The organism is Desulforegulaceae bacterium (assembly GCA_034006035.1).
Classification (GTDB): Bacteria; Desulfobacterota; Desulfobacteria; order Desulfobacterales; family JACKCP01; genus JACKCP01.
Genome location: JAVETN010000011.1, coordinates 1 through 26412 on the forward strand (window position 1 = coordinate 1; position 26412 = coordinate 26412).

General features: G+C 32.8%; 28 protein-coding genes. 15 read left to right on the top strand and 13 right to left on the bottom strand.

Annotation, left to right across the window (positions count from 1 at the left end; all coding sequences use genetic code 11):
• Positions 1-785 (top strand): hypothetical protein (locus RBR53_08900; GenBank protein ID MDY0132774.1); only part of this gene is annotated, 785 nt, incomplete at its 5' end.
• An 11-nt stretch (positions 786-796) separates the two neighbouring features.
• Here the strand turns inward: RBR53_08900 and RBR53_08905 are convergent.
• The 3 genes from RBR53_08905 to RBR53_08915 form a co-directional block, all read right to left on the bottom strand.
• Positions 797-1186 (bottom strand): PaaI family thioesterase, encoded by a 390-nt coding sequence (locus RBR53_08905; protein MDY0132775.1) that lies wholly within the window; start codon positions 1184-1186, stop codon positions 797-799.
• Positions 1170-2420 (bottom strand): GAF domain-containing sensor histidine kinase, encoded by a 1251-nt coding sequence (locus RBR53_08910; protein ID MDY0132776.1) that lies wholly within the window; start codon positions 2418-2420, stop codon positions 1170-1172. The genes RBR53_08905 and RBR53_08910 overlap by 17 nt, the downstream gene beginning before the upstream one ends.
• 63 nt (positions 2421-2483) lie before the next feature.
• Positions 2484-3635 (bottom strand): response regulator, encoded by a 1152-nt coding sequence (locus RBR53_08915; protein MDY0132777.1) that lies wholly within the window; start codon positions 3633-3635, stop codon positions 2484-2486.
• A gap of 79 nt (positions 3636-3714) precedes the next feature.
• Between RBR53_08915 and RBR53_08920 the strand changes: the two genes are divergently transcribed.
• The 9 genes from RBR53_08920 (at position 3715) to RBR53_08960 (ending at position 9099) form a co-directional block, all read left to right on the top strand.
• On the top strand, positions 3715-4428 hold the full coding sequence (locus tag RBR53_08920) for a ComF family protein (protein MDY0132778.1): 714 nt from the start codon (positions 3715-3717) through the stop codon (positions 4426-4428).
• Positions 4429-4445: 17 nt separating this feature from the next.
• Positions 4446-5237, top strand: a complete 792-nt coding sequence (locus RBR53_08925; GenBank protein MDY0132779.1) for a carbon-nitrogen family hydrolase — start codon at positions 4446-4448, stop codon at positions 5235-5237.
• Between the two features lie 14 nt (positions 5238-5251).
• Positions 5252-6004, top strand: coding sequence for a peptidoglycan editing factor PgeF (gene pgeF, locus RBR53_08930; GenBank protein MDY0132780.1), 753 nt, complete (start codon positions 5252-5254; stop codon positions 6002-6004).
• Between the two features lie 14 nt (positions 6005-6018).
• On the top strand, positions 6019-6282 hold the full coding sequence (locus tag RBR53_08935; protein ID MDY0132781.1) for a hypothetical protein: 264 nt from the start codon (positions 6019-6021) through the stop codon (positions 6280-6282).
• Complete coding sequence (gene selD / locus RBR53_08940; protein ID MDY0132782.1) at positions 6279-7340, top strand: selenide, water dikinase SelD; 1062 nt, start codon at positions 6279-6281, stop codon at positions 7338-7340. The genes RBR53_08935 and selD overlap by 4 nt, the downstream gene beginning before the upstream one ends.
• 90 nt (positions 7341-7430) lie before the next feature.
• Complete coding sequence (locus RBR53_08945; protein ID MDY0132783.1) at positions 7431-7634, top strand: AtpZ/AtpI family protein; 204 nt, start codon at positions 7431-7433, stop codon at positions 7632-7634.
• Positions 7634-8038 carry an ATP synthase subunit I gene (locus RBR53_08950; protein MDY0132784.1) on the top strand — a complete coding sequence of 135 codons (405 nt, stop codon included), beginning with the start codon at positions 7634-7636 and terminating at the stop codon, positions 8036-8038. The genes RBR53_08945 and RBR53_08950 overlap by 1 nt, the downstream gene beginning before the upstream one ends.
• Positions 8039-8040: 2 nt before the next feature.
• Positions 8041-8736 (top strand): F0F1 ATP synthase subunit A, encoded by a 696-nt coding sequence (atpB, locus tag RBR53_08955; GenBank protein ID MDY0132785.1) that lies wholly within the window; start codon positions 8041-8043, stop codon positions 8734-8736.
• A gap of 84 nt (positions 8737-8820) precedes the next feature.
• On the top strand, positions 8821-9099 hold the full coding sequence (locus RBR53_08960; protein ID MDY0132786.1) for an ATP synthase F0 subunit C: 279 nt from the start codon (positions 8821-8823) through the stop codon (positions 9097-9099).
• 90 nt (positions 9100-9189) lie between these two features.
• On the opposite strand, the gene uvrA is transcribed toward RBR53_08960, so the two are convergent.
• Both uvrA and pdxA read right to left on the bottom strand, forming a co-directional pair.
• A complete protein-coding gene (gene uvrA / locus RBR53_08965) occupies positions 9190-12006 on the bottom strand; it encodes an excinuclease ABC subunit UvrA (GenBank protein MDY0132787.1) in 2817 nt (938 codons plus the stop codon).
• A gap of 114 nt (positions 12007-12120) precedes the next feature.
• Positions 12121-13125: a 4-hydroxythreonine-4-phosphate dehydrogenase PdxA gene (pdxA, locus tag RBR53_08970; protein MDY0132788.1), complete on the bottom strand. Its 1005-nt coding sequence runs from the start codon at positions 13123-13125 to the stop codon at positions 12121-12123.
• A gap of 699 nt (positions 13126-13824) precedes the next feature.
• Here pdxA and dnaA point away from each other — a divergent pair.
• From dnaA to RBR53_08995, 5 genes are all read left to right on the top strand, one after another.
• Positions 13825-15228 carry a chromosomal replication initiator protein DnaA gene (dnaA, locus tag RBR53_08975; protein MDY0132789.1) on the top strand — a complete coding sequence of 468 codons (1404 nt, stop codon included), beginning with the start codon at positions 13825-13827 and terminating at the stop codon, positions 15226-15228.
• A 7-nt stretch (positions 15229-15235) separates the two neighbouring features.
• Positions 15236-16609, top strand: coding sequence for an FAD-linked oxidase C-terminal domain-containing protein (locus tag RBR53_08980; GenBank protein MDY0132790.1), 1374 nt, complete (start codon positions 15236-15238; stop codon positions 16607-16609).
• Between the two features lie 12 nt (positions 16610-16621).
• A complete protein-coding gene (locus RBR53_08985) occupies positions 16622-17389 on the top strand; it encodes a glycosyltransferase family 2 protein (GenBank protein MDY0132791.1) in 768 nt (255 codons plus the stop codon).
• Positions 17390-17682: 293 nt separating this feature from the next.
• A complete protein-coding gene (locus RBR53_08990) occupies positions 17683-18582 on the top strand; it encodes an O-antigen ligase family protein (protein ID MDY0132792.1) in 900 nt (299 codons plus the stop codon).
• 11 nt (positions 18583-18593) lie between these two features.
• On the top strand, positions 18594-19364 hold the full coding sequence (locus RBR53_08995; protein MDY0132793.1) for a glycosyltransferase family 25 protein: 771 nt from the start codon (positions 18594-18596) through the stop codon (positions 19362-19364).
• Between the two features lie 38 nt (positions 19365-19402).
• Here the strand turns inward: RBR53_08995 and RBR53_09000 are convergent, their stop codons facing one another.
• From RBR53_09000 to rpsF, 8 genes are all read right to left on the bottom strand, one after another.
• The gene (locus RBR53_09000; protein MDY0132794.1) at positions 19403-20305 is read right to left on the bottom strand and encodes a glycosyltransferase family 9 protein; all 903 of its coding nucleotides are present in this window, start codon (positions 20303-20305) and stop codon (positions 19403-19405) included.
• A complete protein-coding gene (locus tag RBR53_09005; GenBank protein MDY0132795.1) occupies positions 20305-21087 on the bottom strand; it encodes an FkbM family methyltransferase in 783 nt (260 codons plus the stop codon). Before RBR53_09005 ends, RBR53_09000 begins: the two co-directional genes overlap by 1 nt.
• Before the next feature lie 253 nt (positions 21088-21340).
• Positions 21341-21538, bottom strand: coding sequence for a hypothetical protein (locus RBR53_09010; protein ID MDY0132796.1), 198 nt, complete (start codon positions 21536-21538; stop codon positions 21341-21343).
• Positions 21539-21655: 117 nt separating this feature from the next.
• On the bottom strand, positions 21656-23299 hold the full coding sequence (gene hflX, locus RBR53_09015) for a GTPase HflX (GenBank protein ID MDY0132797.1): 1644 nt from the start codon (positions 23297-23299) through the stop codon (positions 21656-21658).
• An 11-nt stretch (positions 23300-23310) separates the two neighbouring features.
• Entirely contained in the window at positions 23311-24672 is a 1362-nt protein-coding gene (dnaB, locus tag RBR53_09020) for a replicative DNA helicase (GenBank protein ID MDY0132798.1), read from the bottom strand.
• A gap of 208 nt (positions 24673-24880) precedes the next feature.
• The gene (gene rplI, locus RBR53_09025; GenBank protein ID MDY0132799.1) at positions 24881-25327 is read right to left on the bottom strand and encodes a 50S ribosomal protein L9; all 447 of its coding nucleotides are present in this window, start codon (positions 25325-25327) and stop codon (positions 24881-24883) included.
• 57 nt (positions 25328-25384) lie between these two features.
• Complete coding sequence (gene rpsR / locus RBR53_09030; protein MDY0132800.1) at positions 25385-25633, bottom strand: 30S ribosomal protein S18; 249 nt, start codon at positions 25631-25633, stop codon at positions 25385-25387.
• A 3-nt stretch (positions 25634-25636) separates the two neighbouring features.
• On the bottom strand, positions 25637-26086 hold the full coding sequence (gene rpsF / locus RBR53_09035) for a 30S ribosomal protein S6 (protein MDY0132801.1): 450 nt from the start codon (positions 26084-26086) through the stop codon (positions 25637-25639).
• Between the last annotated feature and the right edge of the window lie 326 nt (positions 26087-26412).

The following is a 26412-nucleotide window of genomic DNA, read 5'->3' on the forward strand; positions in this document are numbered from 1 at the left end:
AAGAAGTCCAGAAAGAAGAAGTCCAGAAAGAAGAAGTCCAGAAAGAAGAAGTCCAGAAAGAAGAAGTCCAGAAAGAAGAAGTCCAGAAAGAAGAAGTCCAGAAAGAAGAAGTCCAGAAAGAAGAAATCCAGGAAGAAGAAGTCCAGAAAGAAGAAGTCCAGAAAGAAGAAGTCCAGAAAGAAGAAATCCAGAAAGAAGAAATCCAGAAAGAAGAAATCCAGAAAGAAGAAGTCCAGAAAGAAGAAATCCAGAAAGAAGAAATCCAGAAAGAAGAAATCCAGGAAGAAGAAGTCCAGAAAGAAGAAGTCCAGAAAGAAGAAGTCCAGAAAGAAGAAGTCCAGAAAGAAGAAATCCAGAAAGAAGAAATCCAGAAAGAAGAAATCCAGAAAGAAGAAGTCCAGAAAGAAGAAGTCCAGAAAGAAACAGCTCTTTCAGAAGAAGAAATAGCACAAAGAATATCAGTATTTCAAAATGAACTTGCCATGATTTGTCCTGTTTGCAATGAGGGTAAAATTGTTGAAAATGAAACAGAAAAAGGAAAAGTTTTTTATGAGTGCACCAATAATTTATGCCATTTTATAAGCTGGGCAAAACCTTATCATTTCACCTGCCCTTTGTGTAGTAATCCGTTTTTAATAGAAGAGGTTTCAACTAATGGCTCAAAAGGGCTTAAATGTCAAAGGGCAACCTGCGATTATCGCCAAGAGGGCCTGGGAAATCCAGGCCTATTTGCAAAACCCAAAAAAAAGAAAAGGATTGTCAGAAGGGTTAGAAGAAAAAAATAAGAGTAAATTTTTTAATCAAGCACATGTTGTTTTGGGATTATAGTTGTGAATTCTCCTGTAAATACAAGCAAATCTTTAGAATAAACATTTACTTTGACAAAGATTTTATTTTTGTCGGTTTTTAAGACTACAGCATCTGCAATGATAAGGTCTCCTATTTTAAGCGGCTTTAAAAACTTAGATGAGGATGCTGAAAGTACTACAAGGGGATGATTAACACATAGCATTGCAGCATAATCAGCAAGCCCAAAAATAAATCCTCCGTGAATAAGTCCTTTTTCATCCGCTGCCATTTCTTTGGTAAGTTTTAATTCTACCTTGGCTTGGTTTTTTGTACATAAAACAGGAGTTCCGCAAAGTTTTTCGTTAATTAGTTTGTGAGTATTAATCTTTGATTTCAAAAATAAGTTCCTCCTCTGTATTTTTAAGCTCAGGTATTTTAAATTTAAAACATGAGCCTTTGTTTTCTTCGCTTTCTACCCAGATTTCCCCTTTATGAGCTTTAATTGCTAATTTGCAAAAGGACAGCCCAAGTCCTGAAGATGATTTGTTTGATTCAAGGTGAAAGTATTTATCAAAAATAAGTTTTTGATTTTCAAGGGGGATTCCTTTACCCAGATCTTTTACATAAAAAACAATACAATTATCTTCGATTTCAAATCCTGTTGAAATTGATTTAGAGCCGCTGTGAGTTATTGCATTCATAATAATGTTTTGAAGAACTCTTAAAAGAACTCCTCTGTCACCCCAGATAAAAGGTCCATCATTTTCCTTGTATTGGTGAGTGATTTCAAGTCCTTTGTTTTTTGCAACGGCAAAAAGTCTTGATGAAGCTTCAGTTAAAATTTCGGGCACAGAAATTTTTTCCAATATCAGATTAAGAGAGCCATCCTGAAGTCTTGTTATATCCAGCAGATTTGAAATCATTGTATACATAGTGTCACAGCCGGACTGGGCAGCTTTTACATACTCAATGTTTTCATTATCAATGGTGTAGGACATTATATCAAGATTTGCAATAACTTCAGAAACAGGGCCTTTAAGATCATGAACCATCATTTGAAAGAATTCAGTCCTCATTTTTTCAAGCTTTTTAAGCTTTATGTTTTTTATTGAAAGTGTTTTTTGATTTTCTTCAAGCTTTTGAGTCAGTCGAAGGGTTTCTATCTGGCCGATTATTATTCCTGCAAGATCAAGAAGGATTTCCCTTTCTTCGTCTGAAAAACAGTCCTGACCTTTTTTTCCAGTAAGGTTGATTACTCCTATAACTTCATCCTTAATTATTATGGGGATTACAAGAAATGCCCTTGTCTTGTATTTCCCTTTTTGCCGACGTTCACCATCAAAGTCTTGAGGGTCATTTACATATAAAGGTTTTTTGTTTTTAAAAACCCAGCATGAGGGGCTTTCAGAGTTAAGCGGTTGTTTAATTCCTACAAGTTCAGGGTTTGTTGAAGCTGCAACTTCCATGCTCAGCCTGTTTTTTTTAATCATTATTGAGCCTTTGGAAGTTTCTGTTATAAGGGTGAGAAAGTAAATTAGCTCCATTAATTTTTCTGAATTTGACTTAGATTGATTGTTTGAGATTTTAATTATCTTTTTTATGAAACCCAAAATATCCATAGACTTGCTCATCTTAATCTCCATTGGAAGAGTTCTTTATAAAAGTTTTAAGTTCTGTTTATTGGCAGTCAATTGTTAAGTATTAAGTTTAAGAAGTTTTTTTACCTCTTCATTTGTGGGCATGATTTTTTCAAGCTTTCTTAATATTTCATCAGCTCTTAAGGCCTGTTTCATTGCCATGAATGATTTGGCAAGCATTAAATTTGCTTCAAAATTTTCAGGTTCAGTCTTGGTGATTTTTGTACAATAATCAATTACTTTTCCAGGCTGTTTAAAGTTGTTGTAAATTCTTGCAATGGTAAGCAAAACATCTGTTCGTTCTGGATAAAAAGTTTGAAGCTCTTCAAGAAGTTCCAGGGAATCTTCATAATGTTTGTGTTTAAGGTATAAAAAAGCAACTTCTTCTTTTTGAACAAGAGGGTCTTCTGCAAGTTCAAACACTTTGTTAAACAAAGGTTTTGCTTTTGCTATATTGTTGTTGGCAAGAAGAATTTTTGCAAAATTAAATGCTCTTTCATAATGTCTTGGGCTTATTTTCATAGCTCTTTCAAAGAACTTGCCAGCTTTTTCAATATCATTTTTTTTAAGATAGATTTCCCCAAGATGGTGGTATGCATAAACATCAAGCCTGTTCATTTTTGCTGCTCTTAAAAAGCATTTTTCAGCATTTGTCATTTCGTTTTTTTTATAAAAAAGAGAACCTAAAACCCTTATTGGACGAGAAGATTTTGGTTCAGCAATTATTGCTTTTTTGGAAATTTCTATGGCTTTGTCCAATTCTCCTGACTCGGCAAGCTCTCTTGCTTCTTTGAGTAAAACCATGAATTTTGGGGGGGTATTGTATTTTTCTATTACTCCCTTAATTTTGTTTTCAAGGGATTTGACTGTGAGCGGTTTTAAAATATAGGCGTCAATGTCTGATTCTGCAGCTTCTGCAACAATTTCTTTGTTTGATTCGGCTGTGATCATAATCACAGGCATATCCCTGAGTTTTTTGTTGTTTCTTATATGCTCCAAAACTTCTATGCCTTTCATTTTTGGCATATTCCAGTCTATTATTGCAAGATCAAAGTCTCTTTGGCTCATGGCTTTAAGTGCAAGCTCTCCGCTATAACACAGGGTGAATGAACTTCCGTATTTTAGGATTTTCATCATATTACGGATTGATTTGCACATGTTTTCCATATCATCTACAATAAGAACGTTCATTTTGTTGATGTCTATCATTTGTGTGGAGCTCCGTAGTGTAAATGGTTGCAGTTTTATTATTTAAATTGGCATTATATACCAAAAAAAAGAACAGACCATGAAAAATCTGATTTATCCTGATATTTGCTTTATTTGTAAAAATTTTTTTGAATACAAAGGGTTAAAAGAAGAAAAGTTTAAATTTCCAGGAGATTTTAACGAAGTGTTTTGCGATGTTTTATGTCCTGAGTGTTTAAGCAAAGTTTTTTTTGTTCAGGGTAGAATAAAAGATTTGTTTGCTGATAAAAAGTTTTTATCTTCAATTAATTCACCTTTTATTTATCAGGATTCTATTGTGGACATAGTACATTTGTTAAAGTACAATTATAAAACATTTTTTGCTGAAAAAATTTCATGGTTCATTTTAAAAACATATCTGGAATTTTATAAAAATCAGGTCCATGATCTGGCGGTGTTTGTTCCCATGCATAAAAAAGCTTTTAGGAAAAGGGGATTTAATCAAACCTATCTGATTGCTATAGAAACACAAAATCTTGCAAAAAAATACAGAGTTGATTTTCCTGAAATTAATAAAAATGTTTTAATAAAAATAAAAAACACAAGATCCCAGGCAGGATTAAAAAAAGAGGAAAGAAGAAAAAATATTTCCAATGTTTTTAAAGTAAAAAATTCTTTTCTTGTTAAGGGAAAAAAAGTCTTAATCATAGATGATGTTTGTACAACAGGCTCTACACTTGAAGAATGTGCAAAAACACTTGTAAAGTCCGGTGCCCAATGCGTGGATGCAATAACCTTTGCAAGAGCTGTTTAATATAAGGAGTAAATAAAATGCTTGAATTAAATCAGGTTAAATCAGGGTTTGTTCAGTTTGATGTTGTTTACGGAAATTATGAACACAATTTTAGTGAAGTTGAAAAAGGTCTTGAAATCTTAAATAAAAAAGAAACAGAGCTTGTAGTTCTTCCTGAAATGTGGAGCTGTGGATTTGATTATAATTCTCTTAGGGAGCATTGTCTTAAAACTCCGGAAATAATTGAAAGACTATGCGGTTTTGCAAAAAAATATTCCATGGTTATTACTGGATCCCTTCCTGAACTGGATGAAAATAAAATTTACAACACAGCCTATGTGATTGAAAAAGATGGAACAATAAACAGCTCATATAGAAAGGTTCATCTTTTTTCACTTGCAGGAGAGCATAAGAGATTTTCTAGAGGTGAAAAGGCAGTGGTTGCACAGACTTCAATAGGAAAGCTTGGTCTTTTAATCTGCTATGATTTAAGGTTTCCTGAGCTTTCAAGAACAATTACTGATATGGATGCTGATATAATTGCTGTAAGTGCTCAATGGCCTCTTGCCAGGCAGTCTCACTGGGAAATTCTTCTCCAGGCCAGAGCAATTGAAAACCAGTTGTTTATCATAGGATGTAATAGAACAGGAAGTGATACCAGGGAATATGGTGGAGGTTCTTTGATTGTTTCTCCTAAAGGCAGGCTTTTGTACAAAGCAGAAAACAAATTTGAGGCAGGTTTTGCAAAGCTTGAATTTATGGAAATGATAGAGTACAGATCCCAGATCCCTTCTCTTGAAGAAAGAGTGCCAGAAGCTTATAAATCCTGATTGAGGTTTTTATTATGGTTGATTATGCAAAAGCTCCGGTTTTTGAAAATATAAAAAATCTTTATCATGGTTTTTTTTTCAGAACTGGAGGAAAAAGTGTTTCTCCTTTTGATTCTTTAAATGTTTCCTTTGACGTAGGTGATAAAGAATCTGATGTAGTAAGGAATCGTAAATTTATTCTAAATGAACTTGGGTTTGATAAAATGATCTCTGTTAATCAGGTTCATGGAATTTCACATTATATTCCAAATCCCCTTGAAGGTGCTTATGGTGAACATTTTTTAAAAAAAGAAGATGCAGACATTTTAATAACAGATAATCCAGGGCAGCTTCTTTTGATAAAAACAGCAGATTGCCAGCCTATTTTAATTGTAGATTCTAAAAAAAGAGTTTGTGCAGCAGTTCATTGCGGATGGAAAGGGCTTGTTTCAAATATAATAGTGAAAACACTTGATATAATGATGGAAAAATACGGATCTTTACCAAAAGATTTGTCAGTTGCAATAGGTCCTTCCCTTGGTCCCTGCTGTGCTGAGTTTGTTAATTATAAAAAAGAGATTCCTGAATCACTTTGGGAATTCAGGATAGGAGACTATAATTTTGATTTAAGGGAAATTTCAAAACAATATTTTCTTAAATTAGGGGTTGAAGACAGAAACATTTGGATTGATCAAAATTGCACCAAATGCAGGGAGGATTTTTATTTTTCCTATAGAAACAATAAAGTCACTGGCAGGCAGGCATCTGTTATAGGGTGGAAACTTTAGTTGGGATTTAGAAAATGCATAAAATGATTTTTGTATTAAAAAATTTTTTATTTATTTTTCACCTTGGTTTGGGTACAAGGCACTTTGGAGTAAATAACAAGCTTTGGTCAAAAGACAGTTCTATTTTTTCTGTTCCCTTTTATAAGGGTATATTAACTTTTCCAGGAAGAATTAGAATGATGAAAAAAAGGGCTTTTATGGGTTTTATGCCATTTAATGAGGCAAAAAGGCTTTTTCCTTTATATGCAAAAAAAAATTATAGGAACGATTATAAATGAGTGGTTGTAAATCTTATAAAAATCCTCCAAGGCTTACTGAAACAGTAAAAGCTTCGGGCTGAGCGGCTAAAATAGGGCCGGAGGTTCTGGCCGAGATAGTCAAAGGGTTTCCCAAAACTAATAATAAAAATGTTATTGCAGGCTTTGAAAACTCTGAAGATGCTGGTGTTTATAAGATTTCTGATAAGTTTGCTCTTGTTCAGACCCTGGATTTTTTGACTCCTATAGTAGATGATCCCTTTGTTTTTGGACAGATTGCAGCGGCAAATTCTTTGAGTGATGTTTATGCAATGGGAGGAAAGCCTCTTACTGCAATGAATATTGTGTGTTTTCCTTCTTCAATTTATCCTCCTGATGTTTTAAAAGAAGTTCTTGATGGAGGCAGAAGTAAAATTGATGAATCTGGGGCAGTTCTTCTTGGAGGCCATAGTGTTGAAGACGATGAATTTAAATATGGTCTTTCTGTTACAGGTACAATTGATCCAAAAAATGTAAAAAGAAATTCTGATTCAACTAAAGGCCAGGATATAATTTTAACCAAAGCTCTTGGAACCGGAATAATTGCAACAGCTTTAAAAGGCGGAGTAGCTGATGAACTGTCAATAAATAAAATGATTGAAGTTATGATCTGTCTTAATAAATTTATAATTGAAATTATTGAAAATTATGAAATCGGCGGAGTTACAGATGTTACAGGTTTTGGGCTTGGAGGTCACCTTATGGAAATGGCTGTTGCCTCCCAAAAAAAAGTTTTTCTTTATTCAGAAAAACTTCCATTGCTGCCTATGGCCTTAGATTATGCAGAAATGGGACTGATTCCTGCAGGAGCATATAGAAACAGGAAGTATTGCAAGGACCATCTTCTGATTAAATCAAAAATAAATAAAGCTCTTGAAGATATAATTTTTGATCCCCAGACTTCAGGAGGGCTTTTAGTTACTTGTGATAAAAAGTTTTCTAAAGATATTTTGGGAAAAATACGAAATTCAAATGTTAGGGCTGAAATTATCGGTGAAGTTGTGGATGACGATAAAAACGGTATTGTTGAGGTTTTTTAACCAAAGGGGCCTTGTAAGGGGGTTTTTCGTTGACTGGGTTTTTTAATTATGGTAGGCGACGTTTTAAATGGAGATTTATGAATGGGTCAAATGAAGTGGTTTAAAGAGATTTCCTTGTTTGGAAGTGTGGGGCTTAGTTTTGCTTTATCCATATTTATAGGACTCTTTTTTGGGATTTGGCTTGACAAAGTTTTCTCTTTGTCTCCTATTTGTACCTTTGCAGGACTTTTTTTAGGAATATGTGCTGGATACAATGGCATTATTAAATTGATTAAAAGGATAAATAAACTCTGATGAGCAACTCTATGGACAAAGTTCCCCAGGTAAGAATAATAAAATTTGTTACAATTTCCAACTGGGTTCTTCTTCTTGTTTTCAGTTTGGCTTCATTCCCTTTAAAATCGTATAATTTTACCTCGGGAATAATTCTTGGAGGACTTATAGTATGTGTAAATTTTCATCTCCTTTCCAGGACTTTAAAAAAAGCTTTTGTTCCAGAAAAGCTTAAAAGTCATCAAAGCGTAATAGTAAAGTATTATATCCGCTTATTCATAAGCGGGGTGATTATATTTTTATTGCTGGCAAACAATATTGTTGCTCCACCAGGTCTTATTCTTGGTGTATCTGTTGTGGTTGCAAGTTTTTTTCTTGCCAGTATTCTTGAAATTAAGAAAATAATTTTTAAGGAGGCTGTGTAAGAATGGAACATCCATATTTGTTTTTGGTAAATTTTTTTGAAATTATAGGGCTGGGGGATTTTGCCCATGCCAACATCCACGTTATTTATACTTGGTTTATAATGCTTCTTCTTATAGGGCTTGGCTACCTTGGAGCAAGAAATGTTCAAATGATTCCTGGTAAAGCTCAGAATGTTTTTGAAGCTATTATTTCAGAGATTGAAAATTTTATGGTTGATACCGCAGGTGAAGAAGGAAGATGGTTTTTCCCAATTGTAGCCACTCTTTTTGTTTATATTTTTATATGCAACCTTTTTGGTCTTATCCCAGGTTTTTTTCCGCCCACTGCAAGTCTTAATACAACTGCATCATGTGCCCTTGTAGTTTTTTTTATGACACATTATATAGGAATCAAGTATCATGGTATTAAGTATGTAAATCATTTTACAGGGCCTGTATGGTGGCTTATCCCAATTATTATGCCCATTGAAATAATTGGTCATCTTGCCAGGGTATTGTCTCTTTCCTTTCGTCTTTTCGGTAATATGATGGGACATGAGCTTGTTGTAACTATTCTTCTTACACTTGCAGGGCTTTATCTTGCTCCATTGCCCATAATGGCTCTTGGAATTTTTATTGCCTTTGTTCAGGCTTTTATCTTTTTTCTTTTAGCTGTTATGTATTTTGCAGGTGCCATGGAAGTGGAAGAAAGTCATTAATTTTGGAAGCGTAATCAGTTTTATATATTTTCGGGTAATTTGTGAAGAAGCGTAATTAATTAACTTTTTAAGGAGGATTTTTTAATGGAAACACAGGCACTTAGTTTTTTTATCGCATCGGTTATAGGAGCCAGCTTTGGTCTTGCAATTGCAGCAGCATTTTGCGGATTAAGCCAGGGTATGGGTCTTAAAGCAGCTGTTGAAGGTATCGCACGTAACCCTGAGTCTTCAGGTAAGGTTACTGTTACCTTGCTTATCGGTCTTGCGATGATTGAATCACTTTGTATTTATGCCCTTGTTATTTCTCTTATCCTTATTTATGCACACCCTCAGGCAGAAGTAATTGCAGCTCTTCTTGGGTAATTAACTGCTTAAATTATCAGGTAAGTGAAAAATAAAAAAGTCGGGGACATTTTCTCCGGCTTTTTTTATTTTAAACCTCTAAGTCTTTATTTAGTTTTTTAAAATTTGTTTTAAAAATTTTCCTGTATGTGATTTTTTGTTTTTTGCAATTTCTTCAGGGGTTCCGGCTGCAACAATTTCTCCCCCTTCATCTCCTCCCTCAGGGCCAAGATCAATTATATAGTCTGAAAATTTAATCACATCAAGATTGTGTTCAATTACTATTATTGTGTTATCTGCCTTTACCAGCTTGTCCAATACTTCAAGAAGTTTTTTTATATCGTCAACATGAAGTCCTGTGGTGGGTTCATCTAGAATATACAAGGTGTTTGTTCCGGTTTTTTTTGAAAGTTCCCTTGAAAGTTTTATTCTCTGGGCTTCCCCTCCTGAAAGAGTGGTTGCTTGCTGGCCAAGTTTTATATATCCTAGTCCAACATCTTTTAATGTCTGAAGTTTGCTTTTTATCAATGGTATATTGGTGAAAAATTCTGAGGCCTGATTAATCGTCATATTAAGGACATCAGCTATATTTTTTCCTTTGAATTTTATGTCAAGGGTTTCTCTGTTATATCTTTTCCCTGAACAAAGGTCGCATTTAACATAAATATCAGCCAGAAAATGCATTTCAATTTTTATTACCCCATCTCCAGAACAGGCCTCGCAGCGGCCGCCTTTAACATTGAAGCTAAATCTTCCCGGCTTGTAGCCTCTTGCCTTTGATTCTTCTGTTTTGGCAAACAGCTCTCTTATATAGGTAAATATTCCTGTATATGTTCCAGGATTTGATCTAGGAGTTCTTCCTATTGGAGATTGATCAATGTTTATGATTTTTCTTATGTTTTCACTTCCTTCTATTGAATCATATTCTCCGGGTCTGAAAAGGTTTTTTCCATTAAATTTATTTAAAAGAGCCTTATAAAGAGTTTCAATTACAAGGGTTGATTTTCCTGAACCTGAAACTCCTGTAATACAGGTAAAAGAATTAACCGGGAATTTTACATTAATGTTTTTAAGATTGTTTTTTTTTGCTCCTTTTAATTCAAGAAATTCTTTTGCTTTTCTTCTTTTGGCCGGGATTTCTATTTTTTTTCTTCCTGAAAGATATTGTCCTGTAAGTGAATTTGATTTTAGTATTTCTTTAGGAGTTCCTTGAAAAGTTATTTCCCCTCCTAAAACTCCAGCTCCCGGGCCCATGTCAATTATTTGATCTGAATGAAGAATTGTATCTTCGTCATGTTCAACAACAAGGACTGTATTTCCAAGGTCTCTCATTTGTTTTAAAGTGTTTATCAGCTTTAGATTATCCCTTTGGTGAAGGCCAATACTTGGCTCATCAAGTACATATAAAACTCCTGAAAGCTTTGATCCTATTTGGGTTGCCAGTCTTATTCGTTGGCTTTCCCCTCCTGAAAGAGTTGAAGCTGTTCTTGAAAGGGTAAGATATGAAAGACCTACACTGGATAAAAACTCCATTCTGTCATTGATTTCTTTTAAAATAGGCTTTGAAATTTCACCTTTTTTTCCTGGAAGTTTTATTTGGGATAAAAACTTTTTTGAATCCCTGATTGCCATATCACAGATTTTTGGCAGTGTTTTTCCTTCAATTTTTACTGACCTGCTTACAATATTAAGTCTTGTGCCTTTACATGAAGAGCAGGGAATAAAGTTCATATATTCTTTTATTTCTTCACGGGATGCTGAAGATTTGTCTGAATCTAGGTATTTTCTTTTAAGGTTTTCGACTATGCCTTCGTATTTTTTATTTTTAACTTTTTTTCTGCCTTTGACCTGGTATTTAAAAGGGATCATATCTTTTGAACCATAAAGAATTGTTTCCTGGCATTTTTTTGGCAGATTTTCAAATGGAGTGTAAATATCAGCATCATAAAAATTAAGAATAGATTCTATAAAATCTAAAAAATAAAACGAAGTTCTGTTTGCCCAGGGTCTTATTGCCCCCTGTCTTATGGAAAGTTTTTTATCTGGTATTATCATTTCAGGATCAAGTTCTGTGGTGTTTCCAAGACCGTCACATTCAGGACATGCCCCCTGGGGAGAGTTAAATGAAAAACTTGAAGGCTTAAGTTCTGGATAGTTGATTTGGCATTTGGTACAGGCAAGGTTTTCACTGAACAAAATATCTTTTTCAAGATCAAGGTTTACTATTAGATTTCCATTTGACATTTTAAGTGCAAGCTCAACACTGTCGGAAAGCCTTTTTTCTATTCCCTCTTTATTGACAAGCCTGTCAATTACAACGTCTATATTGTATTTTTTGTTTTTGTTCATTTTAGGCAATTCATCAAGATCATAAATTTCATTGTTTATTCTTACCCTTGCAAAACCTTCCTTTTTAAGGCTTTCAAAAGTTTTTTCATGGGCTCCTTTTTTCTCAATAAAAATAGGAGACAAAATAATTAGTTTTGAAGATTTGGGGAAATTGATTACTTGATCAATTATTTGATCCACACTTTGAGCTTCAATTTTATCTCCGCAGGACCAGCAATAAGGGGTTCCTGTGCGGGCAAATAAAAGCCTTAAATAATCATAAATTTCAGTAACTGTTCCAATAGTTGATCTGGGGTTATGGCTGGCAGATTTTTGTTCTATGGCAATTGAAGGAGAAAGACCGTCAATAGAGTCAATATCTGGTTTTTCCATCTGGCCTAAAAATTGTCTGGCATAGGTTGAAAGTGATTCAACATATCTTCTTTGGCCTTCTGCATATAAAGTATCAAAGGCAAGAGAGGATTTTCCAGAGCCTGAAAGTCCTGTTACTACAATAAATTTATCTTTGGGTATGTCTACATCAATGTTTTTTAAGTTGTGCTCCCTTGCACCTTTGATGGATAAAATTCTTTTTTTCATTTAACCTCTTTATTTTTTATACTTAGAGTCTGAGTTGGATGTAAAATTTATCTGCTCAGGTTGAATTAAAAGTCCTAAGACTTGTAATCTAAGCTGGATTTAAAAAAAATAAAGCTAATTGCCAAAGTTTTTCATATTTACCGCCTGAAGGGCTGCAAGTTTTATTGCCTCTATCATGCTTTGGGGATTGGCAATGTTTTTTCCGGCTATGTCATAAGCTGTTCCATGATCAACAGATGTTCTTGGGAAAGGAAGCCCAAGAGTTGTATTAACTCCGTCTTCAAAGTGAAGAAGTTTAAAAGGGATAAGTCCTTGATCATGGTAGATGGCTAAAACTGCATCATAGGTTTTGTTTTTTGCTTTAAAAAACAAGGTGTCAGGAGGAAGGGGGCCTAAAACATTAATTCCTTTTTCAAGGGCTTTTTTTACAGCCGGAATAATGATTTTTTCTTCTTCATCTCCAAAAAGAGAATCTTCTCCTGCATGGGGATTAAGACCGCAAACAGCAATTTTTGGATTTTTTATTCCAAACCTTTGTTTAAGTGAAATATCTGAAAGAATAATTTTGTTTAAGATATTTTCTTTTGTAATGGCAAAAGGTACTTCTTTTAAAGGAATATGAATAGTTGCAAGAACAACAGAAAGACTTTTTCCATACATCATCATTGCATATTCTTTTGTGTTTGAATAGTGGGCAAGAATTTCAGTATGACCCTGAAAATTTATTTTAGAATTTTTCAGGGTGGTTTTGCTTATGGGAGCTGTAGCTATTGCCTGAGCTTTGTTTTCCATGCATAATTTTACCGAATCTATTATATAGGTAAAAACATTTTCTCCAGTATCTGGAGGAGGGGATGAATATTTAAAATCTTTAATAGGTTTTCCTGATTCAATAATCAAAAAATTATTAGTATCATGAAATGGTTTTTTGGGATTGTAATTGTTTAAATTAAAATTTATTGAAAAATCTTTGGCAGCCTTTTGGATTAGATTGGTATTTCCTACCATTACAGGACAGCAGATCTCGTGGATAGATTTTTCTTTAAGTGATTTAAGAACTATTTCAGGGCCTATTCCGCTTGGGTCGCCCATTGTGATCAGTATTACTGGTTTTATCATTTCTTAAAATCCTTTTTATTTAATAAGTTGTCTGAGTTAAAATTTAATTTAGCGGGTTTAAGTTTGGCGAAATATAAAATACACTAATTTTGTTTATCATGGAATCTTTGTAAAAGCTAAAAAACAATTTAGCCTGCAAACTTTGCTTGAAACTGGGCAGAACAGTGTTTTTAAAAAAGAACAAAATCTTTTACAATCATGTTCTAAAATCATTTGATTTCAGGAAGTTAAAAGAATTCAAGCTTAAAATTGAAAGAATAGACAAAATGTTTTTAAAAAAAATTGTCCAAGATTGCAGATTGTTAGATGAAAACCGAAGTAAAGCAGAGTAAATCTTCAAAAAACGGAGCTTTTTTAAAAAAGATGTTTTTTAAAATATTTGATAAACCTCTGAAACCTACCAGAATATTTGACAAAACTCCTTAGATGAAAAAAACCTTGTATAATGAGTGCTTTAAAAGATATTATCTGGTTAATATAGATAAATTCAGGATGTTAGAGTTTTTAAGGGTAAAGGACTAAAAACAGCTGTAACTGGATTTAAGTATGATTGACCTTAATCAATATCTGGATTAAGTATCTTGTCTATAAAGTTCAAGTTTAGTTTTTTTAAAAAAAATCACACAAATCATCGCTAATGTATAAATTTTGGGAATTTTTAATTTCCAGGAATTAGTATTTTTAAAAAAAAGTGTTGTTATGGATAATTTTTGTTCAAGGATTAAAGAAAAATTAAAAGAAAAAATGCCGGCCCATTCTTTCAATATGTGGATTGACCCTTTGTCAATTAATTTGGAAAATGGTAATAAGGTTATAGTTGAGTGTAAAAACAGTTTTTTCAAAAAAAGAATTTTGGAAAACTACTCAGAAATTATTAAAAAAGTTTTGGCTGAAGATACAGAAAAAACTGATCTTGTAGTTGATTTTACCGAGTCTTCAACTTTAAATTTAAAAAAGAAACCCAAAAAAAAGCAATTATCCAAAAATATTGTAAAGCCTACACAAAGAGAAAAGCATTTGTTTTCTGATAATAAACAAATGAGTTTTTTTGGAGACAGGTTTAAATTTCAAAACGGAAGATTTCTAAGGGCAGGGTATACTCTTGATAATTTTATTGTGGGGAAAAATTCAGAGTTTGCTTATTCTGCAGCTCTTTCCCTTGCTTCTCCTAAAAGAAGAACTCCATATAACTCAGTTTATATTCAGTCAGACACAGGCCTTGGTAAAAGTCACCTCAGCCAGGCCGTAGGCCATCATATATTGACTGATTTTCCCCAAGAGGCTGTTTACTATGTAACTGCTGAAGATTTTACAAACGAGATGGTAATGAGCCTGAAAAGTGATAATATAAACAGCTTTAAGGAAAGATATAGAAAAAAATGTGATGTTCTTCTTATGGATGATGTTCAGTTCCTTTCAGGGAAGGCAAGAACTCAGCAGGAACTTTCAATGATTCTTGATTATCTTATGGAAGCTGACAAAAAAATAATTTTTTCAGGAAGTCTTTCTCCACTTGAAATTCCAAAGCTTGACAATCAGCTCAAATCAAGACTTTCCTCCAGCCTTTTGTCCATAATTGACAAACCTGATTTTGCAACGAGAAAGAAAATAGCCAGAAAAAAAGCTGCTGCTTCAGGGTTTAATATTTCAGACAATATAATCGAGTATCTTGCAAGTGAGCTTACAGACAGTATCAGACAGCTTGAAAGTGGAGTTAATTCTGTAGGGATAAGAAGTTCTCTTTTAGGGGTTCCCTTAACTCTTGGACTGGCTGAAGAGATAATGGCTGAAATTACAGAAACAAAAAGGGAAATCACAATAGATTCCATTAAAAAACTTGTTTGTGATGAATTTGGAGTCACTGTTGACAATCTTGTTTCCAAATCAAGAAAACAGGCAATTGTTCGTCCAAGACAGATTGCAATTTTTCTTTCAAGGAAATATACTGATCAGCCTTTGCAGTTTATTGGAAAAAGTTTTAACAGGTATCATGCAACTGCTATTCATTCAATCAAAACAGTGGAGCAGGGAATTAAGTCCAGGAATGCATTTTTTAAACAAGTTGAGGTTTTAGAAAAAAAGCTGGAAAGCAAATTCTCTTAAAAAATTCATGAAAAATAAAAAAATACTGGAAAGCTTATTTAAAATTTTTTCCAAAGAAAATATCCTGTGGAAAAAAGAAGATTTGTTTTGCTATGGGTATGATTCAAAGGAAGGCAATTATTTGCCTGATTTTGTGGTTTTTCCAAATTCAGCAATTCAGGTTTCCCAGGTGTTGAAGTTTTGCTGTCAAAAAAGAATTTATGCAGTTCCAAGAGGTGCAGGCACAGGCACAACAGGAGGAAGTGTTCCTGTTAAAGGCGGGGTGGTTATCTGTCTTTCTAAAATGAATGAAATTTTAGAAGTAAACAATTCTGATTTTTATGCCAGGGTTCAGCCTGGTGTTTTTACAGGAGAACTTCAGCGTGAAGTAATGAAGTTTAATATGTTTTATCCCCCAGATCCTGCAAGTTCTGATTATTGTACAATAGGAGGAAATATTGCCGAATGTGCAGGGGGACCAAAAGCTGTAAAATACGGAGTTACCAAAGACTATGTAATTGGTCTTGAAGTGGTTTTACCCACGGGAGAAATTATTAATACAGGGGTTAAAACTGCCAAGGGAGTTACAGGTTATGATTTAACAAAACTTATCATAGGATCAGAAGGAACTCTTGCAATTGTTACAGAGGCAACTTTAAAACTTCTTCCTGCTCCTGAGTTTGTTAAAACAATGATTTCATTTTTTCCGTCAATGAATGATGCTGCAAAAACAGTTTCTAAAATAATTCAAAATGGCCTTATTCCCAGAGTGCTTGAATATATGGATCATTTATCCATTGAATGCATAAGGGAAGATGTGAACTTTGAACTTCCTGAAAATGCAAAAGCCCTTTTAATTATTGAATCTGACGGTAAAAAAGAATTTATAGATGCTGAAATTGAAGAAATAGAAAAAATCTGCAAAAAAAACAATTCACTAACTTCAATTATTGCCGAAGATCAAGAGGTTAAAACAAGGATTTGGGATGTGAGAAAAACCCTTTCTTCATCTTTGTTTAAATATGGGCCTGATAAAATCAACGAAGATATTGTTGTTCCAAGAAGTAAAATTCCCCAGGTAGTTTCAAAAATTGAAGAACTTAAAAATCAAACCAATCTTTCCATGGTATCTTTTGGTCATGCAGGAGACGGAAATATTCATTTTAATATAATCCTTGATAAAACAGATGAAATATTGCATGAAAAGGCAGTAAGTTCGGTTAAAGAGCTTTTTGAATACGTAATTGCTCTTGGAGGCACCTTATCAGGTGAACACGGAATAGGAATAACTAAGAAAGAATATTTAAGTCTGGAAATTGATAGAAACCAAAGGGATCTTATGAGAAGAATTAAAAATGCCTTTGATCCCGGGGGGATTTTAAATCCGGGTAAAATTCTTTAATAAAGGATTAAAATGAATAAAATAACCGGTATAATAATTACCTTAAATGAAGAAAAAAATATAAAAGATTGTATTTTATCCCTTAAAAAACTTTGCCATGAAATCATTGTTGTAGATTCTTTAAGCAAAGATAATACTGTTGAAATAGCCAAGGATTTGGGAGCTGTAGTTTATTTACAGAAATATCTTGGTGATGGTCCTCAAAAAGCTTTTGGAGTAAAATATGCCAAAAACGACTGGATTTTAAGTATTGATGCAGATGAAAGACTTGAAGACGATTTAATAGAAAAAGTTTCTTCCCTTGAACTTAAAAACGAAGATATTGCCTATGCTTTTAGGAGAAGAAATTTTGTTGGCAATCACTGGATTAAAGCCGCGGGGTTTTACCCTGATTATGTAACAAGACTTTATAATAGAAAAACTTCAGGTTATCTTGACAAAAAAGCCCATTCAAAAGTAGAAGCTCCTAAAATAAAAAAAATTAAGGGCCATATTACTCATTATACTTATGAAAGTTACTCCCACTGGGTTGAAAGACTAAGCTGGTTTTGTACTAATGATGCCTGGGGATATTATCAGGATGGAAGAAAAGTTGGTAAATATAAACCTGTTTTAAGTGCTATTGGTGCTTTTTTTCAAAAGTTTATTGTAAAAGGTGGAATATTTCAGGGAGTTGACGGTTTTACTGTTACATTAACTACTATGTTTAGGGCTTATATGAAATATACTATTTTAAATGAGATTCATGAGAATTCTAAAAACGAAAAAAAAGAATGCTAAAAACGATAAAAAACAACTTGATTTGGATTGTTTTCGTTCCTTTTATCTGGATTAATACAGGTATGTTTTGGTTTGAAAAAGGAGTCAGCTATACTCCTGCAATAATTCTTATTTTTACCTTGATATACTCAGTTGTTTTTAGAAAAGATTTAAAAGACAATTTAATTGATAAAAAACAAGACCTGTTTTTAAAACTTTTGATAATTTATCTAATTATCTGTGTTATTGTATATTTTTTAAATGGCTATAGTTCAAGGCAGATAAAAGCAATTGGCTATAGTTTTCTCTATTTATTGTTTCTTCCCAAAAAAGACCTGAAAAAACTTCCTTTTAAATTAACTATTGTTTTATCAGCGACTGGTTTCTTTGTTATCTCTTTTTATCAGTATTTTATTTTAAATACACCAAGAGTTCATGGTTATATTAACCCAATTGTTTTTGGTTCAGTAGTTGCTTTAGTTTGCTGTATAAGCCTTCTCTTGATGTTTGCAAGTAAGGAAAAAACAGAAAAGTTTGTTTTTTTTATTTGTTTTTCATTGCTTTTAGCTTCAACAGTATACCATCTTTCAAGAGGAGTTTGGTTAGCTTTGATATTTGTTTTTTGTTTTTTGTTTTTTTTAAATATAAAAAATAATTATTTAAACCATAAGAAAGCTATGTTATTTCTTTTAGTTATTATTTTAGGGGTCATTGCAGTTAATAAAGATATTATTTGGGATAGAGCTGTAACAAACACATCATTTGAGTTTTCTCAAATAAAAAAAGGTGACTTTAAAAACAGTGTTGGTTTAAGATTACAAATGTTTAAAAGTGGTTTTATCATAATAGAAGACAATCTTTTATTTGGTGTTGGCGATAATTTTTCTGAGAAAATAAAAAATCAATACAATAATAAGCAAGTTGATGGAGCACTTATCGAGTATCCTTTAAGTCATTTCCACAACCAATATATTGATAAATTTGTAAAAACAGGGATATTAGGATTTTTATCTTTATTAAGCCTTATTCTCTATCCATTGATTAGAGCTTTAAAATATAAAAAACCATCTGATTATATGTTGATTTCTATTTGTTCAATTTTGTTCATAGCAGGATTAACAGATGTTCCTTTAAACCATGGGCCAATTTTATATTATTTTTTTATTATGGCATATTTTTTAATGAATGTTGATAAAAAGTATCAAGGGGGTTGATAAATCTCGAAATGAATGAAACTAAAATTTTTGCTATAAGTTTAGATAGGTTTTCCAAAAGATTTGAAAACTTAAGTCGAAATTTGGAAAAAATTGGTTTAGAGTGTGAATTTTTTCAGGCGGTTGACGGAAGAGAAAATAAGAAGCATTCTCTTTTCAACAGGCATGATAAAAAAAAAAGGATGCTCATAAAAGGGAATCTTCTTAGAGGGCCTGAGCTAGGTTGTTATTCAAGTCATTATTTGTTGTGGGAAAAATGTGTTTCTTTGAATGAACCTATTATTGTTTTAGAGGATGATGCTATAATTATCCCCGATAATTTTTCAGATTTTTATAATAATATAAAAAATTTAAAAACAGATTATGAATGTATAAGGCTTTTTTATTGTGAAAAGCGAAAACCTAAGTTTTTAAAAATAGAAACCTTTGGGGCTTTTGATATTGTTAAGTTTTTTAAAGGGCCTAGTTATGCAGTTGGTTATTATTTAACTCCTTCAGGTGCAAAAAAATTTTTGGAAAGTTCTAAAACATGGATTCTCCCAGTTGATATTTTTATGGATAGGTTTTGGACCAATAAAGTTGAGTGTTATGGTGTTACACCAATTTGTCTAGAACATGGTGTTGAAATTTATGGTTCAAATATTACAGATAATACTCGAGTAATTAAAAAAAATTTTTTAACAAGAGTCAGGAGAGAAACCTTTGCTGCTAAAGAACTTTTTTTTAGACTAGTTCATAATTTAAAATATTGGTTGAAGTTTATCATAATAAACAGAAAATAACTATGTAATTGAATTTGTTACCTTATTAAAATTGTTTTTTATATATTTTGCATAATAACTTTTTCCACATCCTCAAATTTAATGTTATATAGGCATTTAATATCATAAGGGCATTTAATATTTTGGTTGCAAGGCCTGCAAGGTAAGTCTAGTTCAATATAGGAAGTATTGTGATTAATACTTCCGCTACGATTATAGGTGTTTGGGCCGTAAATACCGATTGTTTTTGTTTTTAGTGCAGATGCTAAATGAAAAATTCCGCTGTCAGAAGCAATTACCAGTCTGGCATTATACAACCATTTTTTGGTGTTTTTTAATGAGCTGAATTTAAACACAGGGAAACCATTTGTTTTTTCTAAAATTTTTTCAGCGATATCTGTTTCATGTCCAATTAAACGAACTGGAATATTTTTAGATTTAAAAAAATTACAAATATCTATAATAAGATTTAAAGGTATGCATCTTATTCGGCTCTTTGCTCCTATGTGAATGCAAACTTCATTGCCTGGCTTTTTATTTATAGATGTATTTAAATAGGTATTGTTTATTGGTTCAATGTTTAATAATTCAAGAACAGGTTTGAAATTATATACTATATGATTAGATTTAGTATATTTATTCACTTGTTTAGTGTAGACATACGAGTGTTTAATTTTTGAAAAAAAATTTTTATTTCTACCAATTTTATTTTTTGACTTAATTTTCTTAATGATTTTTCTGCTGCCATTATCTGAGGTAAGATCAATTGTTAGATCAAAGAAGGATGAAGGAATGCTTTTAGTTGTATACTCAATATAGTCAGTGTCAGAAAATAAAGAGCTAAATGTGTCTTTTATAAGGTAACTTACTTCATAGCCAGCCTTAAGTAAGGGGTTTGAAACATAAATACCTGATATTACATCACCTAAATTTGAAGTGTTTATAATTAAAGCTTTTTTCATCACAATAACCTAAAAAGATTAGGTTTTATAAAGTTTTTACGTGACAAGTATACATTTTCTCCTTGCTTCCACTCAGCATCAAAACCACTAGATCCACAGTAAAAACTTCTGTTACATCCTTGTTTCATTCTTTCATGAAGCTCTATGATAATAGAATTTACATTGTTTATCCAAGCAAGTGTTTCGCTAAAAACTTCTTTTTCTGCTCCCTCGATATCAATTTTTAAGATATCAATTTCTTCAAGGTTGTATTCAAGTATTAGTTTGTCAATTGTAATTCCTGGTACAATTGAATTGGAAGGTTTTTTAGCATCTTGCTCTGATTGTTTTTTAGATGTCATGAATCCCCAGTTGCCTAGACCTGGGTCAATTACATTTATTTCTTCATTTTTATTCCATAAGGCAGCGTGTATTGGAATAATGTTAGGGTAAGGAGCAACGTTGTTTTTTAAAAGTTCAAAATTCTTTTTTTCAGGCTCTATAGAATAAATTTTTGCTCCAGGAAATTTATTGGCAAAGTATATGGCTGCAAGACCTATATTTGCACCTGCATCAACAATAACTTGTGGATGCTTTTCTGTAGAAAAGTTATATTCTTCTTTTAAGAATATTTGCTTAAATGTTGATATATCAGATGATGAAGCCCGCAATGTGAATGGGTGTTTACAATCATTTCTATTAACTGTTAAAAGAATAGTTTTTTTTGTTGTTTTTGCTCGAAAACAGCAAAAGATTCCTTTTAATTTGCTAATCTTCCAATATAGTTTTATTCTTCTAAACATATTCATTTCCTTCATAAGGCAAATAAACAGTTGCTTTGCTATATGTTGTTAAAAACTAATTTAGTCTTTTTTTGAAAAATCAATTTTTTTCCATTTGCAATGTAAAATCCAGCCATTATTTGAAAAATTATAGAAAGAATATTTAAGTTTTATGATAATCCAAGACCAAGATTATCAGACGAATAGTCAAGTATTGAATTAAAAAATAGTTACTTCTAAGTTTTAAAGCCACAAACTGTTATTTTTATAAAAATCACTGAATAATCAAACTATTATCTTCAGTTCCAAAAATTTCATCGGAAAAAAGAAGGCTTTGGGTTTCGTGTTTTTCAAGATAGCATTTAATGCACAACGCACATTTTGTACGGCAGATCGAGTCTTTAGAATCAAACTCTCCAAAGCAGTCAAGGTGGCTGTCAATTATTTGCTTTAAAAGCTTTTTTTTAGTCATTTTATCTCCATTTTACATCCTGAATTTGGATGGAATTTTAAATTAATTAAATAATTGCCCTTGGTTTCTATAAAACTTCAAACATTTATTTGTTTTGAGCAACAAAGCTTAAACAACCTAAACAAAGTCAAAAACCTCATCAAGTTTTTTGTCAAGGACATTGTAGAGGGTTTCAAGACTGTCTGCTTTTTTTGCAGTAATTGAAATTCCCCCATATTTTTTTTCCAGGGCAGCAGCTGTGTCTTTATTAACAAGATCTGCCTTGTTTAAGGCAATCACCACAGGAAGGTGGTTGAGTTTAAGATCTTGTACTATTTTATTTACAGCTTCTATCTGGTTTTCCATTAAAGGATTTGAAATATCAGCTACATGTAAAAGAATATCTGCCGATTCAAGTTCTTCAAGGGTTGCCTTGAAAGCAGTTTTAAGATCTTCTGGAAGATCTCTTATAAATCCCACTGTATCTGTTATTATAACTTCACGCTCCCTTGGAAACCTGAGTCTTCTTGAAGTTGGATCAAGAGTTGCAAAAAGTTTATTGGCAGACATAACCTCACTTTTGGTAAGTGTATTTAAAAGGGTTGATTTGCCAGCATTGGTATATCCAATTATGGAAATAATAGGAATATTGTTTTTTTCGCGCTTAGCCCTTTGTTTTTTCCTGTTTTTTTGTACTTTTTTTAAATCTTTTTCAAGTTTGTTAATTCGGTCTCTGGCCCTTCTTCTGTCTGTTTCAAGCTTGGTTTCACCAGGACCTCTTCCTCCTATTCCTCCTGCAAGTCTCGACAAAGCAGTGTTTTGCTGCATCATAAGCCTTGGAAGAAGATATTTTTGCTGGGCAAGGGCTACTTGAAGTTTTCCTTCCCTTGTTTTTGCCCGTGAAGCAAATATATCAAGAATAAGTTGAGTTCTGTCTATTACTTTAACATCAAGAACTTCGGAAATAGAGTTTATTTGTGAAGGACTGAGCTCCTGATCAAAAACAATCATTGAAACATCTTTACTTAAGCAGGTTATGGAAAGTTCGTTTATTTTTCCTTTTCCAATAGCAAATTTTGGATCAGGTCTTCTTCTTGACTGATGCATTGTTTCCACAACTTCAATCCCTGCAGTTTTAGCAAGTTCTTCAAGTTCTTCAAGTGATGATTCAACTTCATATTTTGGTTGAGCTGATACATTTATTAAAACAGCCTTTTCCTTGGCACTGGTTTTTTTTGAAGTTGGACTTTTTCTAGAAATTTCATCTTCTATTGAAGATATAAGTTCAAAGCAATCGTTGTTTAAGCTTGAAATTGGATTTTTTTCGCTTACAAAATAAGGAGTGCTGTTTTTTTCATCAAAAATAAGATGGGCAGTAAATATTCCATCAGGACTTCCATCAGGATTAATTGTAACAGCACAGACAAGATCAAGTCTTAAAAGAACAAGATCGTTAATGTCTTCTTGAGAAAGGGCTTCGTTTGGCTTTAAATGGGTGTGAACAAATCTAAGGCCTTTGAGCCTGCCAGATCCTCCTCTATATCCGGATAAATCGGGAATAGATATTTGCTGACTTGTGCCTATGATCACATTTTCTATCTTGCCTTTTCTATCAATTAAAAGTCCTATTTGTCTTTTAACCTGGCTGGACAATGCAGATAATTTAAAGGCAATTTCAGGATCAACAATATTATCTGGGGATGTACTTTCAAAATAAAGAGATTCAATCTCTTTTAAGGTGGAAGCTCTTATTCCATCTGTGTTACCAAAAATTTTTTTCATTTATAGCCCGATCATGAGTAATTTAGGGCAAGTTCTTCAAATCTTGTGTATTTGCCCATAAAGCTCATATTAATGGTTCCAACCGCTCCGTTTCTGTGTTTTGCTATTATTATTTCAGCAAGACCTTTGTTTGGGTTGTTTTCATCCTTATTATATACCTCATCCCTGTAAATAAATGAAACAATATCAGCATCCTGCTCAAGAGCTCCTGATTCTCTTAAGTCTGAAAGCATTGGTCTTTTGTCGCTTCTTTGTTCAAGTGTCCTGTTAAGCTGTGAAAGAGCAACTACAGGAATGTTTAGTTCTTTGGCAAGCATTTTAAGGGATCTTGAAATTTCTGCTATTTCAAGGTCTCTTCTGTCAGATTTTGTCTGGGCATTCATAAGCTGAAGATAATCAATTATTAATAATCCAAGGCCTTTGTCCATTTTAAGTCTTCTTGCTTTAGTTCTTATTTCAAGGGGCCTTATATCAGGCGAGTCATCTATATAAATAGGTGAATCATATAAAATAGAAGCTGCATTATGAACCCTGTCCCAGTCTTCTTTATCAAGATATCCACCTCTTATTTTTGAGGAATCCACCCTTGCTTCAGCTGTTAAAAGTCTCATTGAGAGCTGTTCTTTTGACATTTCAAGGGAAAAAATCCCAACTGGAATGTTTGAACCCACTGCAATATTTCTTGCAAGATTTAGGGCAAACGCTGTTTTACCCATGGCAGGTCTTGCAGCAATAATTATAAGATCAGAACCCTGAAGACCCGAGGTTATTTTGTCAAGACTTGGGTATCCTGTGGGCAGTCCTGTAATTTTGCTGTCATTTCCCTGTCTTTCATCAAGGGTATTTATATTGATGTCAATAAGAGAGTGTAATGGAGAAAAATTTGGTTTTTGTTTTTTTTCTGTAATTTCAAATATGGTTTTTTCTGCAAAATCAAGAATTTCAGAAGCACTTCCAGCTTCGCCATAGCATTTTGTAATAATTTGGGAAGCAGAGTTGATTAGCCTTCTTAAATGTGCCTTGTCCCTTATTATCATTGCATAATCAATGGGGTTTGGTGCAATAGGGGAAAGTTCAATTATTGATGCAAGCTCTTGTTTTCCTCCTGCGTTTTCAAGTTCTCCTCTTTCTGTGAGATGGTTTGCAAGGGTTACAAGATCTATTGGTTTATTATTGCTGAAAAGATTAAGCATTGATACATAGATAAGGCTGTGGGAATGCTTGTAAAAATCTTCAGAACTTACAAGGTCTGCCACATCAAGAAGGGTGTCATTATCTAAAAGTATGGTTGCCAATAACGACGATTCCGCCTCATAGTTCTGGGGCGGAATTTTTGCTTCAAAAATTTTTGAAACATTGGTTTTTTTTGACATTTTACGCTCAGTTTTTAAGCTGAACCAAAAAACTTCCAATTTAAGTATAAAACTTATTAAATTGAATCAGGTATAGCATAAGTAAAACCTGACTAAACCTGCCTTTAAATCAGACAAATTTGAAATCTTTTAATTCAGTTTCCAACCGGAACAATCCGGCTGGAAATTATATTTATACTTATGCTTAACTAAGAATAATTTGTTTTAATTATTCCTCAGGAAGAATAGAAATGATAATTTCAGGTTCAACATCCGTATAAATTCTAACAGGAACAGAATATTCTCCTGTTTCCTTTATAGGTTTTGCAAGAAGAAGCATTCTTTTTTCAATTGAAATATCCTGTTTTGCCAGCTCATCAACAATATCCTGAGCTTTAACAGAACCGTAAAGTTTTTTATCTTCAGCAACTTTAGCACGGATTTCACATCTTACGCCTTCAAGACGCTTTGCCATTTCTTTAGCAATTTCAATTTCTTTGGCAATTTGAGCTTCTACTTTTTTGGCTTCCTGTGCCATGAGTTTTCTATTGGCATCGGTTGCCAACACGGCTTTTTTATGGGGAAGCAGGTAGTTTCTTGCGTATCCATCTGCAACTTCCACTTCAGAACCTATAATTCCAAGTGAACTTATTGTTTCTTTAAGTATAATTTTCATCAGTCCTCCATGTAAATAACAATCAAATTGAGCCTATATAATTTAAGGTGTAATTTTTTAATCTACTCTTCCAACGTAAGGCAGAAGTGCAAGATGTCTTGACCTTTTAATTGCAGTACTCAGCTCTCTTTGATGTTTTGCACATGTACCTGTTATTCTTCTTGGAATAATTTTTCCTCTTTCAGTTATGAAATGCTTTAAGGTTTTTGGGTCTTTGTAATCAATAGAAATGTTTTTATCAACGCAGAATTTACAAACTTTTTTTCTTCTATAGACCTTTTTTTTTCTTCTTTTTACATAAGCCATTTTTTAAAGGTCCTCCTCTGTTTTTGTTTCTGTGGATGCTTCTTCAGCTGAATCACTGACTGTTTCTTCTACTACTGTTTCTGTTGTTTCTTCAACAGCTTCTTTAGCGGCTTCAGAATCAGTTTCTTTTTCGAGCATCTCAGCTTTTATCTGCTCAATATCAGGATTATCATCAATAAGAACAGTAAGATATCTTGTTATTCTTTCATCAAGTCTAAAATATCTTTCAATTTCTGCTATAAGTGCGGCAGGAGTACAATATTCTATCCTGAAATAATTCCCCCTGGTTTTCTTTCTGATTTCATAGGCAAGCTTAAGCGAGCCCCATTCGTCAGTTTTTAAGTGAATTCCGCCACTTGTTTCAATTTGTGAAATCATTCTGCCATAAATTTCCTCCCAGGTTTCTTTACCTGTGTCAGGATCCATGACAATAATAGTTTCATAACGTTTCATAAAACCTCCTTTTGGCTTTTAAAGCCCCAATTGAATTATTGGAGCAAGGAATACTGAACAAACAAACCAAATTTAACTATCACCTGATTTGTTTGTTGTCAATTTTTATCTTTTGGGCTAATATTCAAATTTAAAATTTATCTAAAAAAATAGGGTTTAATTTGACTTTTTCAGGTTAAAAAATTAAGTAAAAGAACCTGTCAATTAAATATTTTTTGTGCAGATAAATTAAGGTTTTCAGAAGCCAGGATAAAAATCGATTAATATTTTAATAAAATAAAAATATAAAAAAAGTTTAAAACTTTGACACAGGGCTTTTGTTTTTG